This is a genomic window from Enterococcus sp. S22(2020), assembly GCF_020295385.1.
In the GTDB taxonomy this organism is placed as follows: Bacteria; Bacillota; Bacilli; order Lactobacillales; family Enterococcaceae; genus Enterococcus_L; species Enterococcus_L dunnyi.
On record NZ_JACFUD010000002.1, the window covers coordinates 490,779 to 505,596 of the forward strand.

13 protein-coding genes and 2 riboswitches are annotated in these 14,818 nt (G+C 40.0%); of the genes, 12 read left to right on the plus strand and 1 reads right to left on the minus strand.

The annotated features are described in order from the left end of the window. Positions 1-146: 146 nt before the first annotated feature. The 10 genes from H3T55_RS05190 to H3T55_RS05235 all read left to right on the plus strand — a co-directional run bounded on the left by H3T55_RS05190 (position 147) and on the right by H3T55_RS05235 (position 12,252). Positions 147-1,340 (plus strand): MFS transporter, encoded by a 1,194-nt coding sequence (locus H3T55_RS05190; protein WP_225533626.1) that lies wholly within the window; start codon positions 147-149, stop codon positions 1,338-1,340. A 28-nt stretch (positions 1,341-1,368) separates the two neighbouring features. Beyond that, positions 1,369-2,361, plus strand: a complete 993-nt coding sequence (locus H3T55_RS05195; protein WP_225533627.1) for a linear amide C-N hydrolase — start codon at positions 1,369-1,371, stop codon at positions 2,359-2,361. Positions 2,362-2,473: 112 nt separating this feature from the next. Next, positions 2,474-2,576: riboswitch (glycine riboswitch) on the plus strand. Positions 2,577-2,771: 195 nt separating this feature from the next. Then, the gene (gcvT, locus tag H3T55_RS05200; protein WP_225533628.1) at positions 2,772-3,857 is read left to right on the plus strand and encodes a glycine cleavage system aminomethyltransferase GcvT; all 1,086 of its coding nucleotides are present in this window, start codon (positions 2,772-2,774) and stop codon (positions 3,855-3,857) included. A 23-nt stretch (positions 3,858-3,880) separates the two neighbouring features. Continuing rightward, complete coding sequence (gene gcvH, locus H3T55_RS05205; RefSeq protein WP_087640969.1) at positions 3,881-4,264, plus strand: glycine cleavage system protein GcvH; 384 nt, start codon at positions 3,881-3,883, stop codon at positions 4,262-4,264. A gap of 3 nt (positions 4,265-4,267) precedes the next feature. Then, entirely contained in the window at positions 4,268-5,584 is a 1,317-nt protein-coding gene (gene gcvPA / locus H3T55_RS05210; protein ID WP_225533629.1) for an aminomethyl-transferring glycine dehydrogenase subunit GcvPA, read from the plus strand. Beyond that, positions 5,581-7,020, plus strand: coding sequence for an aminomethyl-transferring glycine dehydrogenase subunit GcvPB (gene gcvPB, locus H3T55_RS05215; RefSeq protein ID WP_225533630.1), 1,440 nt, complete (start codon positions 5,581-5,583; stop codon positions 7,018-7,020). Before gcvPA ends, gcvPB begins: the two co-directional genes overlap by 4 nt. A 17-nt stretch (positions 7,021-7,037) precedes the next feature. Beyond that, positions 7,038-8,420, plus strand: coding sequence for a dihydrolipoyl dehydrogenase (gene lpdA, locus H3T55_RS05220; protein ID WP_225533631.1), 1,383 nt, complete (start codon positions 7,038-7,040; stop codon positions 8,418-8,420). 149 nt (positions 8,421-8,569) lie between these two features. Then, complete coding sequence (locus tag H3T55_RS05225) at positions 8,570-9,754, plus strand: M20 metallopeptidase family protein (protein ID WP_225533632.1); 1,185 nt, start codon at positions 8,570-8,572, stop codon at positions 9,752-9,754. Positions 9,755-9,785: 31 nt separating this feature from the next. Continuing rightward, positions 9,786-11,450, plus strand: a complete 1,665-nt coding sequence (locus tag H3T55_RS05230) for a formate--tetrahydrofolate ligase (protein WP_225533633.1) — start codon at positions 9,786-9,788, stop codon at positions 11,448-11,450. Between the two features lie 166 nt (positions 11,451-11,616). Further along, entirely contained in the window at positions 11,617-12,252 is a 636-nt protein-coding gene (locus H3T55_RS05235; RefSeq protein WP_087640975.1) for a hypothetical protein, read from the plus strand. 75 nt (positions 12,253-12,327) lie between these two features. Here H3T55_RS05235 and H3T55_RS05240 read toward each other — a convergent pair whose 3' ends face one another. Further along, positions 12,328-13,437 carry an ABC transporter ATP-binding protein gene (locus tag H3T55_RS05240; RefSeq protein ID WP_225533718.1) on the minus strand — a complete coding sequence of 370 codons (1,110 nt, stop codon included), beginning with the start codon at positions 13,435-13,437 and terminating at the stop codon, positions 12,328-12,330. A 186-nt stretch (positions 13,438-13,623) separates the two neighbouring features. Between H3T55_RS05240 and mgsA the strand changes: the two genes are divergently transcribed. Both mgsA and H3T55_RS05250 read left to right on the plus strand, forming a co-directional pair. Further along, complete coding sequence (gene mgsA / locus H3T55_RS05245; protein WP_087640977.1) at positions 13,624-14,046, plus strand: methylglyoxal synthase; 423 nt, start codon at positions 13,624-13,626, stop codon at positions 14,044-14,046. A 63-nt stretch (positions 14,047-14,109) separates the two neighbouring features. Then, positions 14,110-14,237: riboswitch (THF riboswitch) on the plus strand. 27 nt (positions 14,238-14,264) lie between these two features. Next, positions 14,265-14,810 carry a folate family ECF transporter S component gene (locus H3T55_RS05250; RefSeq protein WP_176372831.1) on the plus strand — a complete coding sequence of 182 codons (546 nt, stop codon included), beginning with the start codon at positions 14,265-14,267 and terminating at the stop codon, positions 14,808-14,810. Positions 14,811-14,818: the final 8 nt, after the last annotated feature.

A 14,818-nucleotide genomic window follows, 5' to 3' on the forward strand; every position in this document is an offset into this window, starting at 1 on the left:
TTGGCTCTCTTTTTTGAACAATAAAGGGCGTTATAAAAACCATTTAATTGTGACTTTGTGCAAAATAATTCGCTTTGAGTTATTGACATTTCACAAATAACGAGCATAATATAAGAAAGCGCTTTCTTTGAGTGAGGAGGAATTTTGTGGATAAAAAGGAACCGAGAAATGTTGTTTGGATGCTTACAGCTATTTTTTTAGGCTATAGTTGTATCTATGTGGATAAGATGACGATTGGTATGTCGCTGGTAACGATTGCAACGGATTTAGGCTTTGATCCGCAGCAAAAAGGGTTGATCTTAAGTGCTTTCTTTCTAGGATACACGATTTTTCAAATTCCATTTGGGTATCTATCGAATAAAATCGGTACTAGAAAAATGATGATCACTTCTGTATTTTTAGTAGGTATTTTTCTTTGTTTATTCGGCTTTGGTTTTTCATTATTATATCTAATTATGGTTCGATTTATGACTGGAGCGGTCGCTCATTCTGGGTACCCATCTTCCGTAAGTACATTTATTTCACAAGAACTACCTTTAGAAAAACGTGGGCCAGCGCAATCGACAATGATTGCTTCATCAGGTTTTGCTTCGATCATTGGGCCGTTGCTGATCGCACCGCTATTGGTAATGGTCGGCTGGCATAAAACCTATTACTTATTAGGTGTAGCAGTGATGCTGATTGCGGTCATGATGTATTTTGTGATTCCAAAAGAATTTGGCGGAGTCAAAGAGCAGCTGCAGAATAGACAATCGATTTCTTTTAAAGAAGTATTGAAGGACCGAAATGTATGGGTCATGATTTTTGCGGCTTTTTTCATCAATGCAGCTGTCTATGGATTAAACGGTTGGATGGCGACTTATTTAGTAGAAGCGCATGGACTTGCTTTGACTCAAACAGCTTACGTGTCAGCAGTTATTGGATTATTCACAATGGTTGCGGCGATGGCAGGCGGTGTAATGGTCAATAAGTACTTTATGGGAAAAGAAAAATATGTGATTTTAGTTGCTACAATAAGCGGTGGAGTCTTTTCTATTTTTGTTTCGCTTGTTAGCAGCTTTATAGCAAGTATGCTATTTTTGGCTTTGGCAGTAGCAGCAGCCAGCTTGGCATTTGCGACATTGATGAGTATTCCCCTAAAGATTTTCCCGTCGGAAGAAGTATCTGCAAAATATGCAACGATCAATGCAGTAGGCGTCTCAGGAGGATTCGTTGCGCCAACGATCATTGGTGCTCTGATTCAATTGTCTCAAGGCAATTTCTTTAGTTCATTTATTTTTATTGCAGTATCGTTTGTTGTATCAGGAATCATCACATTGATGGTTCAACGAAAAGTGTAAGTTTGAAAAAATAAAAGGATGTGAAGGTATGTGTACAGGAATTTCAGTAGAATCAAAAGAAGGAAATCATTATTGGGGACGTACGCAGGAATTCAATCTTTTGTTGGATTATGAAGGAGCGATTATTCCCAAAGATTGTGAAATAAAAGTATCACTTGATCGTTTTAGGATCCGTTATGCTGCAATGGGTGTAGCACTTGCTGAAAATCCGTTGTTGATAGATGGGGTGAACGAAAAAGGATTGATGGGCGGTTCCTTTTATTTTGGCAATTATAATCGTTATATTGAAGAAGAAAAGATCCGTTCAGCTGGCAAGCTTCCTCTAGCCGGCGCGGAATTTGTGACATATGCGTTGACGAATTATGCCTCTGTTCAGGAAATCAAAGAGCGGGTGAATCAAGATACGGCAATCGCGATCGTGGACAATCAGTTGGGTATTCCTCAACATTATGTATTCCAAGATGGAACGGGTGCATCTGTTGTTGTTGAACCTTCCGTCGAAGGTGGTTATGAAGTGTATGACAATCCAGTTGGGGTATTTACAAATAGCCCTAAATTTGACTGGCATTTAATCAATCTTCAAAACTATGTTGGACTTAGTGATCAGATAGCAAGTGATATTCAAATGGGAGATCTGCACATTTTTTCTAACGGTAAAGGTTCCGGCATGCGTGGCTTGCCAGGAGATTATACCCCGCAATCACGTTTTATCCGAGCAGCGTATTTAAAGCATTTTACAGCACCAGTAAGCGATGATCTGGTGATCGAACAAATCTTTCATCTTTTGAACAGCTTTGATATTCCAAAAGGAGTGGTGAAAGTGACTTCGGAGAAAGACGTTCAGTATACACAGTATACAAGCGCTTATGATTGCGAGAAAAAAGTTATGTATATTCATTTGTATGAAAATCGTATGATTCAAACATTATCTTTAGACGAACATTTAGAGAAGGCAACGATTCCGCAATATTTTACTTTGAATATGAAACCTGCGTATCAGACAATGGCAAAAAAGTTTTAAGCTAAAAGGAGAATGATTGGGATAAAAAATGGATCTATGGTAAATTTTAAGTATAGGCGTTCGTTTATTTATCTCAACGTTAAAAACATAGAAGTTAAAATAGATTTGATGGAAGAAAATTACGGGAGAGACTGACTGACAGCACCGAAGGAATAAATAATAATTGGGGCACCCTTTATTATGAAGATCTCAGGTAAACGGACCGTAATTGGACATCACTCTGGAAAGCATAGGCACCGAAGGAGCAACTCTTCGATGAGAAGACGAATCTCTCAGGTTTTGTACAGAGGAACAGGCACTTTTTTAAGGTGCCTGTTCCTCTGTTTTTATATACTTATTTCAGCATGGAGGTGTCAATAAAATCAGTGTGAAAAACAGATGGAAAAAATAAAAAGTAAAGGAGTATGAAGATGGATCTAAAAACACCCTTATATGATGCGCATGTAAAAGCTGGCGGAAAGATGGTTTCTTTCGCAGGCTACATGTTACCTGTACAATATGCAAAAACAGGCGTGATCAAAGAGCACTTGGCGGTTCGTAACCAAGTTGGTCTATTTGATGTTTCCCATATGGGAGAAGTCGTGTATGAAGGAAAAGATGCTTTAGCGAATTTGCAATATGTTTTAACCAATGATTTTACTAATTTAGAAATAGGTCGGGTCCGCTATACCTTGATGTGTAACGAAAATGGCGGAGTCATCGATGACCTTTTGGTATATAAATGCAGTGAGGATAAATATCTACTTGTAGTCAATGCAGCGAATAGAGAAAAAGATGTTGCTTGGATGAAGCAGCATTTGTTTGGTGAAGTTGACTTTTCAGATCAGTCGGATTCATTCGTTCAAATCGCTTTACAGGGTCCTAATTCAAAAGAAATCATTGAAAAGCTGACTGCTGAAAAGGATATTCCAAAAAAATATTATAGTTTTGTTGAACATGCTAATGTGGGCGGAATCACTTGCCTATTGTCCAGAACGGGCTACACAGGAGAATTCGGCTATGAATTATATTGTTCTGCTGAAGATGGAGTTAAACTATGGGAGCTATTATTGGAAACAGGCGAAAAATTCGGACTTGTTCCTTGTGGTCTAGGTGCACGTGATACCTTGCGTTTAGAAGCAGGGATGCCGCTATATGGACATGAAATGAATGATGAAATCACTCCATTTGAAACAGATCTAAGCTTTGCGGTGAAGATGAAAAAAGAAGCGTTCATCGGAAAAAAAGCTTTAGAGGAAAAAGGTGAACCAAGCATCACTCGCATCGGTTTAATATTGACTGAACGGGGAATCGTGCGTGAAGGAGCACCTGTGTATTTCAATGGACAGGAAATCGGCACAACTACCTCAGGAACGATGTGTCCTTATGTGAATAAAGCTTGTGCCATGGCGCTTGTGGATAAAGGTCTTGTAGAAATCGGTTCATCGATCGAAGTTGACGTACGAGGCAAGAAAATTGCCGCTGAAGTTGTAGAGATTCCATTTGTAAAAAAATAATTTGACTAGAGGAGACGGTTAGAATGGCAAAAGTAGAAGAATTGAAGTTTTCGAAATCACATGAATGGGTCCTTTTTGAAGGAGACAAAGTAAAAATCGGTTTATCTGATTATGCACAGGATCAATTAGGAGACATCGTCTTTATCGATCTTCCAGATGAAGGAGACGAAGTCACTAAAGAAGAATCATTTGCTGATATCGAGTCAGTTAAAGCTGTTTCAGAAGCATATTCTCCATTGACAGGTACTGTGTCTGCTGTGAACGAAGAACTTTTAGATAGCCCTGAATTGATCAATTCAGCGCCATTAGATTCTTGGCTGATCGAAGTCGAAGAAATCAAGGAAGTCGAAGATTTATTAACAGCTGAGGAGTATAAGAAATTCTGCGAAGAATCTGAGGAGGCTTAATTCATGGGAAATTATCTTGGATCAACAGAGCAACAGCAAAAAGACATGCTGGAAAAAATCGGGCTCAACTCGATGAACGAACTGTACCAATCGATCCCAAAGGAAATGCTGGTAGAAAAACTTGATATTCCTGCTGGGAAATCAGAATTTGAAGTACGCAGTATCATAGAGAATATGGGACGGAAAAATAAAGTATTCTCTAAAGTCTTTCGTGGAGCAGGCGCTTATAACCATTATATCCCTGCTATCGTCAAACAAATCGCAGCTAAAGAAGAGTTTGTCACATCTTATACACCCTATCAGCCGGAAATCAGTCAGGGGTTGCTGCAATCCATTTTTGAATACCAAACAATGATTTGTGAGATCACAGGGATGGATGCAACAAATGCTTCAGTTTATGACGGTGCAACAGCGACGGCAGAAGGGATCAATATGTGCTTAGAGAAAAAAAGACTGAAGGTCTTGATCTCCGAGACGACCAATCCGATGACTGTGCAAACAGCGATCACTTATTTTAGCTCTAGGGATATCGAGTTTGTGATGATCCCTGAGAAGGATGGATTAACAGATTTAGCCGCTTTAAAAGAAGCCTTAGATGAAACAACAGCCTGTTTTATCGTTCAACAGCCGAATTATTACGGTGGTATCGAAGCAGTGGAAGAAATCGAAGGGTTAGTTCATGAAGCAAAAGCAAAATTCATCATGAATGTAAATCCTGTTGCCAGTACAGTTTTAAAATCAGCTGGAGAAGTCAATGCAGATATTGCCGTAGGCGACTCACAGCCATTTGGCTTGCCGCTAGCTTTTGGCGGACCTTATATCGGATTTATTGCGACGAAAGAAAAAATGATCAGAAAACTTCCTGGTCGAATCGCGGGTGAAACAGTAGATGAAGCTGGAGATCGCGCCTTTGTTTTGACTTTACAGGCGAGAGAACAGCATATCCGCAGAGAAAAAGCAGCTTCTAATATTTGTTCCAACCAAGCCTTGTGCGCATTGACGAATGCAGCCTATATGAGCACGATGGGTGCCAAGGGCATTCAGGAAGTTGCTACACAATGTTACAGTAAAGCACATTATTTAGCAGATCGATTAAGTAAAATAGCAGGCGTTCAGCTGGCAAATGATGCGCCATTTTTCCATGAGTTTGTCACTACATTACCGGTTTCAGAAGACCTCGTTCTTGCTAAATTAGAAGAACATGATATTTTGGGTGGCTATCCTACTGAAAAAGGGTTGCTATGGTGTGTGACAGAAATGAATACAAAAGAGCAGATGGATGAAGTAGTAGCGCTAGTGAAGGAGGCATGCCAGTCATGAAATTGATTTTTGAACGAAGTGTTGAAGGCTATTATAACGAAATGATTTCCTCTTGTGATGTGCCTGTTGTTGAATTGCCAGAAACGATGAAAAGAGAAAAAGAATTACATTTACCATCTTTGCCGCAGCCTGAAATCAGCCGTCACTATACTGAGCTGGCGAATGCGACTTTTGGGATCAACGATGGATTTTATCCGCTAGGTTCTTGTACGATGAAATACAATCCAAAAATCAACGATGAAATGGCGGCATTCCCAGCTTTCTCCAATATCCACCCGCTACAGCCGGAACGAACTGTGCAAGGCTCTTTAGAAGTATTCACTATGACAGAAAGACTATTGAAAGAAATCACAGGGATGAATGCGATCACTTTCCAACCAGCTGCAGGAGCTCACGGAGAATTTACCAGCTTGTTGATGATCAAAGCTTACCATGAAAAAAATGGCCAGCCCCAACGAAATAAAATCATCGTTCCTGACTCTGCTCATGGTACAAATCCTGCTAGTGTGGCAATGACTGGTATGATCACAGTCAATATTCCGTCGGATGAATATGGATGTGTGGATATAGAGGCATTGAAAGAAGCGGTCGGTGAAGATACGGCTGGATTGATGCTGACGAATCCGAATACTGCTGGTATTTTTGATAAAAATATTTTAGAAATCACGAAAATCGTTCATGATGCTGGCGGCTTAAATTACTATGACGGCGCAAATTTAAATGCGATCATGGGCGTTGCCAGACCAGGCGATATGGGCTTTGATATCATTCATTTAAACTTGCATAAAACATTCTCAACACCGCATGGCGGTGGCGGACCAGGCTCTGGTGCGGTAGGCTGTAAAGATATTTTGAAATCATTTTTACCCAATTTTTTTCCAGTTCAACAAGGAGAACAAATCGTCTTTACTGAACCGGCAGATTCTATTGGACAAGTCAAAGGCTTTTATGGTCAATTTTCTGTCTTTTTACGTGCGTTGACTTACATTTTATTCTTAGGCTCTGAAGGGATCTCCTCAGCATCTAAAGGAGCAGTTTTAAATGCAAATTACATGCTTCATGAATTGAAAGATATATTTGAAGTACCATATGGCGATACATGTATGCATGAGTTTGTGATCAGTTTAGATCGATTGAAAAAAGAAACGGGTGTTACAGCTTTAGATGTTGCTAAAGGAATATTGGATCATAAAATGTATCCGCCGACCATGTATTTCCCATTGACGGTACCAGAAGCATTGATGGTAGAGCCGCCTGAAACAGAATCAAAAGAACGGATCGATGACGCCATCTCTGTTTACCGCAAATTGTATGAAGCGGCGCATGAAAATCCAGAGGACTTCCATAATTATCCGCTCCATGCTCAAATTCATCGTGTAGATGAAGTGAGAGCGGCGCGGCATCCAATCGTTCGTTATGATTTTTCTAAAGAATAAGGAAGGGAGTGAAAAGGGTGAGGTATGATTTAATTGTTGTTGGAGCAGGACCTGGAGGCTATGTAGCAGCAATCAAGGCTGCTCAGTTGGACATGAAAGTAGCACTTGTTGAAGAGCAAAGAGTTGGCGGGACATGCTTGAATCGAGGCTGTATCCCGACGAAATCTTTGCTGCATTCTGCTGAGACAGTTAGAACGATCAAGCAGTCAGAGGAAATCGGCATTCACATCGACAATATCGTTCTTGACATGGATAGTATCTATCAAAAAAAAGAGCAAGTAGTCGATCAATTGGTTCAAGGAGTTGAAGCACTAGTCAAGGCAAACAAAGTGGACTTGATCATGGGACGCGGCGAAATCATTGCAAAAGGTAAAGTCAGAGTTTCAGGAGAAACTTATGAAACAGATAAGATCCTGATTGCAACTGGCTCAAAACCAGCGATTCCGCCCATACCTGGAAGTGAATTACCTGGTGTTTTAACGAGTAATGAACTTTTGGCTCAGTCAAATCAATATAAGCAGTTGGTCATTATCGGTGGAGGTGTGATCGGTGTCGAGTTTGCTTCGATTTTTAATGATCTAGGCTGTGATGTGACGATCATTGAGGCTGCTGACACGCTTTTACCAAATTTTGATAGTGAGATTTCTAAGAAATTAGCATTGATCCTGAAAAAGCAAGGAATCAAGATCTTTACTAAATCTAGTGTTGCATCGATCACTAAAGATGAGCTGTTGACCTGTACATTCACTTCAAAAGGCAAAGAAATGAGTGCAGAAGGGGACGCCGTACTGATCGCAACAGGTCGTAAAGCTGCATTTGATGGACTGTTTGCCGAAGGTTTTGCTGTTGAGCTTGATAAACAGGCGATTTGGGTCAATGAAACCTTTGAAACATCTGTTAAAGGCATTTATGCGATCGGTGATGTTGCCAGCCGCGGTATGCAATTAGCACATCTAGCTTCTGCTCAAGGAGTGAATGCTGTGATGGCAATGAATCAAAAGGCAGGTGTCTATGATTTGGACTTAGTTCCATCTTGTGTGTATACGACGCCAGAGATCGCTTCAGTCGGAATAACAGAGGCACAGGCAAAAGAACAGGGAATTTCGATCAAACTCGGTAAATATCCGATGGCCGGCAACGGAAAAACGATCATTGCAGGTTCTTCTTTAGGTTTTATCAAAGTCATCGCAGAAGCCCAAAGTGATAAAATCATCGGTGCTCATCTAATGTGTGAGCGTGCGACAGATATGATCAGTGAGTTTGCGACAGCTATCGCAATTGGCTTGACAATCGATCAAGTGACGACGATCATTCATCCTCATCCAACGTACAATGAAGGCGTTGGTGAAGCTTATGAGCTTTTAACAGGGCACAGTATCCACACCATGCCTAAAAAATAGACTGGAAAAATGACGCAGCGGTTTGGTATGATAGGTTTAACGTTTTATCTGTTGTTTTTGGTTGTTTACGATAAGATCAATGCGTCGCTCGATTGATCTATGTATATCAGTTAAAGTCACATCGGATCAAAAGAAAAGGAGAAAAATAAATGCTAACAGAAAAACAAACATTATTTGCTGATGGATTACAAGAAGAACTGGTCGAAATCAGAAGACATTTGCATCAAAACCCAGAGATTGGGCTGGAATTACCTAAAACCGTTGCGTTCGTGAAAGAAAAATTGACAGAGTATGGATATGATCCCCAATCGTGCGGGGAATCAGGAATTACGGTTGTTGCTGGGAAAAAGCCGGGAAAAACATTTTTACTACGTGGAGATATGGATGCTTTGCCAATTAAGGAATTGACTGATTTGTCTTTTAAATCTGAAAATGGCTATATGCATGCTTGTGGGCATGATATGCACACAACGATGCTCTTAGGTGCTGCAAAAATCCTGAAAGAGTTTGAAGATGAGCTTGAAGGGCAAGTAAAACTATTGTTCCAGCCTGGAGAAGAGATTCTTTCAGGATCAAAAGTTTGTATCGAAAGTGGTGTGTTAGAAAACCCTAAAGTGGATGCAGGAATGATGATGCATGTCTTTCCTTTCAGCACGCTAAAAGTCGGACAAATCATGCCGACGCCAGGGGGAACCTTCATGGCAAGTGCTGACTGGTTTGAGATCAATATCAAAGGACGGGGCGGTCATGGTTCTCAACCGGAAACATCGATCGATCCAATCAATGTAGCTGTGCATATCTATACTGCTTTACAGGAGCTTTCTGCAAGAGAGATCGGTTCAGAAGAACGATTTGTATTGACGATCGGTGAATTTACAGGAGGAACACCAGGAGCTTCAAATATCATTCCTGAAACGACTGTGATGAAGGGCACATTAAGAACATTGAAAGAAGATGTACGTGTGCAGGTCAAAGAACGAATGATAGCGATCGCAGAAAATATTGCCAAAGCATTTCGTGCAGAAGCAGAGGTCGTCTTTACGAATGGATGTACTACCAATATCAATGATCCTGAACTTTCAGCCTTTACCAAAGACTCACTGACAGAAACGTTTGGCGCAGAACGAATCGTAGATATTCCTATCTCAACACCATTGATGGGAAGCGAGGATTTTGGCGAAATCAGTCAATTGATTCCAACAGCAACGGTTCTTTTAGTCGCATCAGAAGAAAATATCAATTTGCATAATCCTGCCATCGTTTTTGATGAGTCGATTTTAAAAGAAGGAGCAAAAGTTTATTTTGATACAGCAGTGAGCTGGTTGAAAAAATAGACGAAATCAAATCAAAAAATGGAGGGTCAAAATGGTCAAAACAGATATCGAAATCGCACAAGAAGCAACGATGCGACCAGTGACAGAAATCGCTGAAAAGATTGGATTAAATGAAAATCAGTTTGAATTATATGGAAAATACAAGGCAAAGATCGATGTTGATCAGATCTCCCAAAATAAAGAAGGAAAAGTCATCTTAGTTACAGCAATCACACCAACACCAGCAGGCGAAGGAAAAACAACGACTGTCGTTGGCTTAGGAGATGCGTTGAATCGAATTGGCAAAGAGACGATCATTGCACTGAGAGAACCTTCTTTAGGTCCTGTTTTTGGGATCAAAGGTGGTGCTGCAGGTGGCGGCTATGCTCAGGTGATCCCTATGGAAGACATCAATCTACATTTTACAGGTGATTTCCATGCGATCGGCGCGGCAAATAACTTACTGGCGGCAATCATCGATAATCATATTTTCCAAGGCAATGAGCTGGGCATAGACAACCGCAGAATCACTTGGAAAAGAGCAGTAGATATGAATGATCGTCAATTGAGACATATTGTTGACGGGCTGGGTGCACGTGTGAATGGGGTTCCTAGAGAAGATGGTTTTGAGATCACGGTTGCTTCAGAAATCATGGCGGTACTATGTTTATCGAATGATATTGAAGATCTAAAAACAAATCTTGCAAATATTATCATTGGTTATACGTATGATAATCAACCAGTCACCGTAAGGGAATTGAATGCACAAGGAGCAATGACCGCTTTACTGAAAGATGCCATCAAACCGAATTTGGTTCAGACGTTAGAAAACAATCCAGCGTTGATCCACGGCGGTCCGTTTGCTAATATTGCTCATGGCTGTAATAGCGTGATCGCAACAAATACGGCTAGAAAATTGGCAGATTATGTTGTGACAGAAGGAGGATTCGGTGCAGATCTAGGTGCGGAAAAGTTCATTGACATCAAGTGCCGTAAATCAGGAATTCGTCCTTCAGCAGTCGTTGTAGTCGCAACAGTTCGCGCATTGAAAATGCATGGTGGCGTGCCAAAAGATCAACTGGGAACAGAAGACATCGATGCGTTGGAAAAAGGTTTGCCGAATTTACTTAAGCATATCGAAAATACAACCACTGTTTTTGGCTTACCAACAGTAGTTGCGATCAATAAGTTTCCGACGGATACAGATGCTGAATTAGCTTTAGTTGAAGCAGAATGTAAAAAACGAGAGGTAAACGTAGTTCTTTCTGATGTTTGGGCTAATGGTGGTGCAGGCGGTGAAGAGCTAGCTCGCGAAGTTGTTCGTTTAGCAGACCAAGAAAATCATTTTTCTTTTACCTATCCAGATGAGTATTCGATCAAAGAGAAAATCAGTGCGATCGTAGAGAAAGTTTACGGTGGTAAAGGTGTGCAGTATGAACCACTTGCCGAACGTGAAATTGCGAAATTAGAAAAACTGGGATTCGGTCATTTACCGATTTGTATGGCAAAAACCCAATATTCGCTGTCTGATGATCAAACGAAATTAGGACGGCCGACAGACTTTACTGTTACTATCAGTAATATCAAAATATCCGCAGGAGCTGGATTTATCGTTGCCTATACGGGAACTATCATGACTATGCCAGGCTTGCCGAAAAAACCAGCTTATGAGAAAATCGATGTTGATTCTGATGGGAAAATTGTAGGGCTTTTCTAAAATAAGAAAAAATAATCAAGTGCATAAACTTTAAAAAACATTCATGATCGATCTAATGAAATCATGAATGTTTTTTTGTTCAGCATATGTGTCTTGACACCTTGGGGTTTTTCACGTAAAATAAACTCATTCTATGTGTCAAGACACCTTTAAGGAGCTTAGAACAATGAAAAAAAAATCAGTTAGACAGTTAACGATCGCAGCATTATTAGTGGCAATGGGTATCATTATCCCGATGGTTATGCCAAGAATCACGATTGGTCCCGCTTCATTTACCTTAGCAAGTCATGTCCCGCTTTTCTTAGCAATGTTTTTTTCACCTGGTGTAGCAATCGCAGTTAGTTTGGGGACAGGCTTTGGATTTTTCCTTTCTGCGACGCCGATCATTGCTTTACGGGCACTTTCGCATTTGTTATTTGCAACAGTAGGTGCGTTATATCTACAGAAGCATCCAACGATCGTTTTATCAAAGCATAAGGTTGTTTTCTTTAATGGACGTTTTCAATTATTCAACTTAGTGATCGGCTTAATACATTCTGCAGCGGAATTAGCTGTAGTAAGTGTTTTTTATACGATGGGCAATATGCCGGAAACCTACTATACACAAGGGTACATGTATTCCATCTTTTTATTGATGGGTTTGGGCGGGTTGATCCATAGCTTGATCGATTACAACATTGCTTATTTTGTAGCGAATGCTTTAAGCAAACAATTTGATCTTCCAATTTTTAGTCAGGCTAGAAAAATGGAGAAAGAAAAACAACAAATTCTTCCCCAAGAAGTAGAAGTACAAGTGCGTTGAGGAGACAAAAATAAGAGGATGAGGTAAAACTAGAAAATAGTTTTACCTCATCCTTTTATTTTAACGATCACAAAATCAAGGTAACTTAATGACTTGTTCTGATTCAGGATCGAAGAAATGTGCTTTACTGATATTGAATGCTAAATCAACCATTTCTTCTGGTTTGTGAAAATCACGCGCATCAACTTTAGAAATAAATTCTGTATCGCCCAGTCTAGTATAAAGCATTGTTTCAGCACCTAGAAGTTCAGAAACTACGACTTCGGAACGAACGACTGCATCAGTCATTGTGTCTAAAGCAACTTGTTCACTGTGGATATCTTCAGGTCGAATACCGAAAATGACTTCTTTTCCTTCATAGCCTTTTTCAACGAGTAATTTGTTTTTTCCTTCTGGAATCTTTAATTCAAGTCCATGGCCATCTCGGATCACGCCATTGTTCAATATAACTTTAAAGAAATTCATTGCAGGTGAACCGATGAAGCCAGCAACAAACATGTTGCTAGGTGTATTATAAACTTCTTTTGGCGTTCCGATTTGTTGAATAAAACCATCTTTCATGATAACGATTCGGTCTGCCATCGTCATTGCCTCTGTTTGGTCATGTGTAACATAAATCGTCGTTGTTTCCAGACGGCGGTGTAGTTTAGCAATCTCAGCACGCATGGCAACACGCAGTTTTGCATCCAAGTTGGATAAAGGTTCATCCATCAAGAAGACTTTTGCATCACGTACAATGGCACGACCTAATGCCACACGTTGACGTTGTCCACCAGATAAGGCAGCGGGTTTGCGTTTTAAGTATTCTGTCAGACCTAATATTTCGGCAGCATTTTCTACCCGTGTTTTGATTTCTGCTTTGTCATATTTACGAAGCTTCAATCCGAAAGCCATATTGTCAAAAACAGTCATATGAGGGTATAGTGCATAGTTTTGGAAAACCATAGCGATGTCACGGTCTTTTGGTGCAACATCATTCACGACTCTATCTCCGATCGAAAGCTCGCCCTCTGTGATATCTTCTAAACCGGCGATCATACGCAAGGTTGTTGATTTTCCACAGCCGGATGGGCCAACAAAAACGATAAATTCACGGTCTGCTATCTCTAAGTTAAAATCTGTTACAGAATAATTCTCTGCATTATCATATTTTTTATAGACATTTTTTAACGCCATTTCCACCATCGTCGTCACTCTTTTCTCTTTTAGTATAAATGTAGTATAAATGAAAGCGCTGTACATGCTCAACGGAAGGTTGCACAAGAAAAAAAGCTTTTTTTCGTCATTATGACAAAACGTGTGATCATTCCTCTAACTTTTTATTAAAAGACTTTGTTATAATAGTAAAAAGAAGAGAATCGGGGGATAAAAATGAAAATAGCATTGATTGCTCATGACCGTAAAAAAGATTTGATGGTCAAATTGACCTTGGCGTATCAGCCTATATTGAAAGAACATGAATTATTTGCTACAGGAACTACGGGTTTGAAAATCTCAGAAGCAACAGGGCTGCCTGTTCATCGATTCAAGTCTGGTCCTCTAGGCGGTGATCAGCAAATCGGTGCAATGATTTCAGAGGACAAGCTCGATATGGTTATTTTTCTTAGAGATCCTTTGGCTGCTCAGCCGCACGAACCAGATGTGACAGCGTTGATCAGATTAAGTGATGTGTATGAGATTCCTTTAGCAACAAATATCGGTACGGCAGAGATTTTGTTAAGAGGACTTCAAGCCGGTTTTGCTGACTTTAGAAATGTTGTTCATGAAACAGATAATAAACCGCTTTCTTTTTAGTCAAAATTGATTGCAGTAATGTAAGGAATATGCTATATTTCAAGTAGGCTTCGGCCTAATAAAAACAGAGTAGGAAATAAAGCGTCAAGTGCTGAAAGGATGGGATGTTGCCTTTCGGACGAAGTATGAGGTAAAAGAAGCACGAGCTGGCTTTTCTGATCATACGCGGTTTTGTTTTCGCATTCGCTGCATATTTTGTGTAGCAGCTCTTAGAGGAGATGCTAGTATTGAAGAAAAAAAGAATTGATGCACGAACCATTACGTTGATGAGTTTATTGATCGCGTTGATGGTGGTTTTCACACGGTTTATTTCGTTTGAGACCCAATTTTTACGGATCAGTCTGACATTTATTCCAGAATCATTGATGGGAATTTTGTTTGGACCATTTTGGACAGGGATCGGCAGTGCAGTTGCTGACACAGTTGGCATGATGCTGTTTCCAAAGGGACCTTATTTCCCTGGATTTACACTGAATGCGTTTATTTCAGGAGCAATTTACGGTTTCTTCTATTATAAAAAGGAGCTGACTTGGAAACGTGTCTTTACAGCAACCTTGCTTGTAACAGTGCTCATTCATCTATTTTTAACACCATTGTGGCTGGGACTGATGTATGGGGTGAATCTATCAAATATTGCCTGGTGGATTCCTAGAATTTTGAAGAACATTATTTTCTTCCCGATTCAAGTAGTTGCTACTTACTATTTAGGCAATAAAGTACCATATAAACAACTTTTGAATAAATCATTAGCAAATTTTAAATAAAAAAACCC

Bases quoted from the DNA above. Each gene is read 5' to 3' on its own strand.
- H3T55_RS05195 (WP_225533627.1), top strand. From the start codon at position 1,369: ATGTGTACAGGAATTTCAGTAGAATCAAAAGAAGGAAATCATTATTGG.
- gcvT (WP_225533628.1), top strand. From the start codon at position 2,772: ATGGATCTAAAAACACCCTTATATGATGCGCATGTAAAAGCTGGCGGA.
- gcvH (WP_087640969.1), top strand. From the start codon at position 3,881: ATGGCAAAAGTAGAAGAATTGAAGTTTTCGAAATCACATGAATGGGTC.
- gcvPA (WP_225533629.1), top strand. From the start codon at position 4,268: ATGGGAAATTATCTTGGATCAACAGAGCAACAGCAAAAAGACATGCTG.
- gcvPB (WP_225533630.1), top strand. From the start codon at position 5,581: ATGAAATTGATTTTTGAACGAAGTGTTGAAGGCTATTATAACGAAATG.
- H3T55_RS05225 (WP_225533632.1), top strand. From the start codon at position 8,570: ATGCTAACAGAAAAACAAACATTATTTGCTGATGGATTACAAGAAGAA.
- H3T55_RS05230 (WP_225533633.1), top strand. From the start codon at position 9,786: ATGGTCAAAACAGATATCGAAATCGCACAAGAAGCAACGATGCGACCA.
- H3T55_RS05235 (WP_087640975.1), top strand. From the start codon at position 11,617: ATGAAAAAAAAATCAGTTAGACAGTTAACGATCGCAGCATTATTAGTG.
- H3T55_RS05240 (WP_225533718.1), bottom strand. From the start codon at position 13,437: ATGGTGGAAATGGCGTTAAAAAATGTCTATAAAAAATATGATAATGCA.
- mgsA (WP_087640977.1), top strand. From the start codon at position 13,624: ATGAAAATAGCATTGATTGCTCATGACCGTAAAAAAGATTTGATGGTC.
- H3T55_RS05250 (WP_176372831.1), top strand. From the start codon at position 14,265: ATGCTAGTATTGAAGAAAAAAAGAATTGATGCACGAACCATTACGTTG.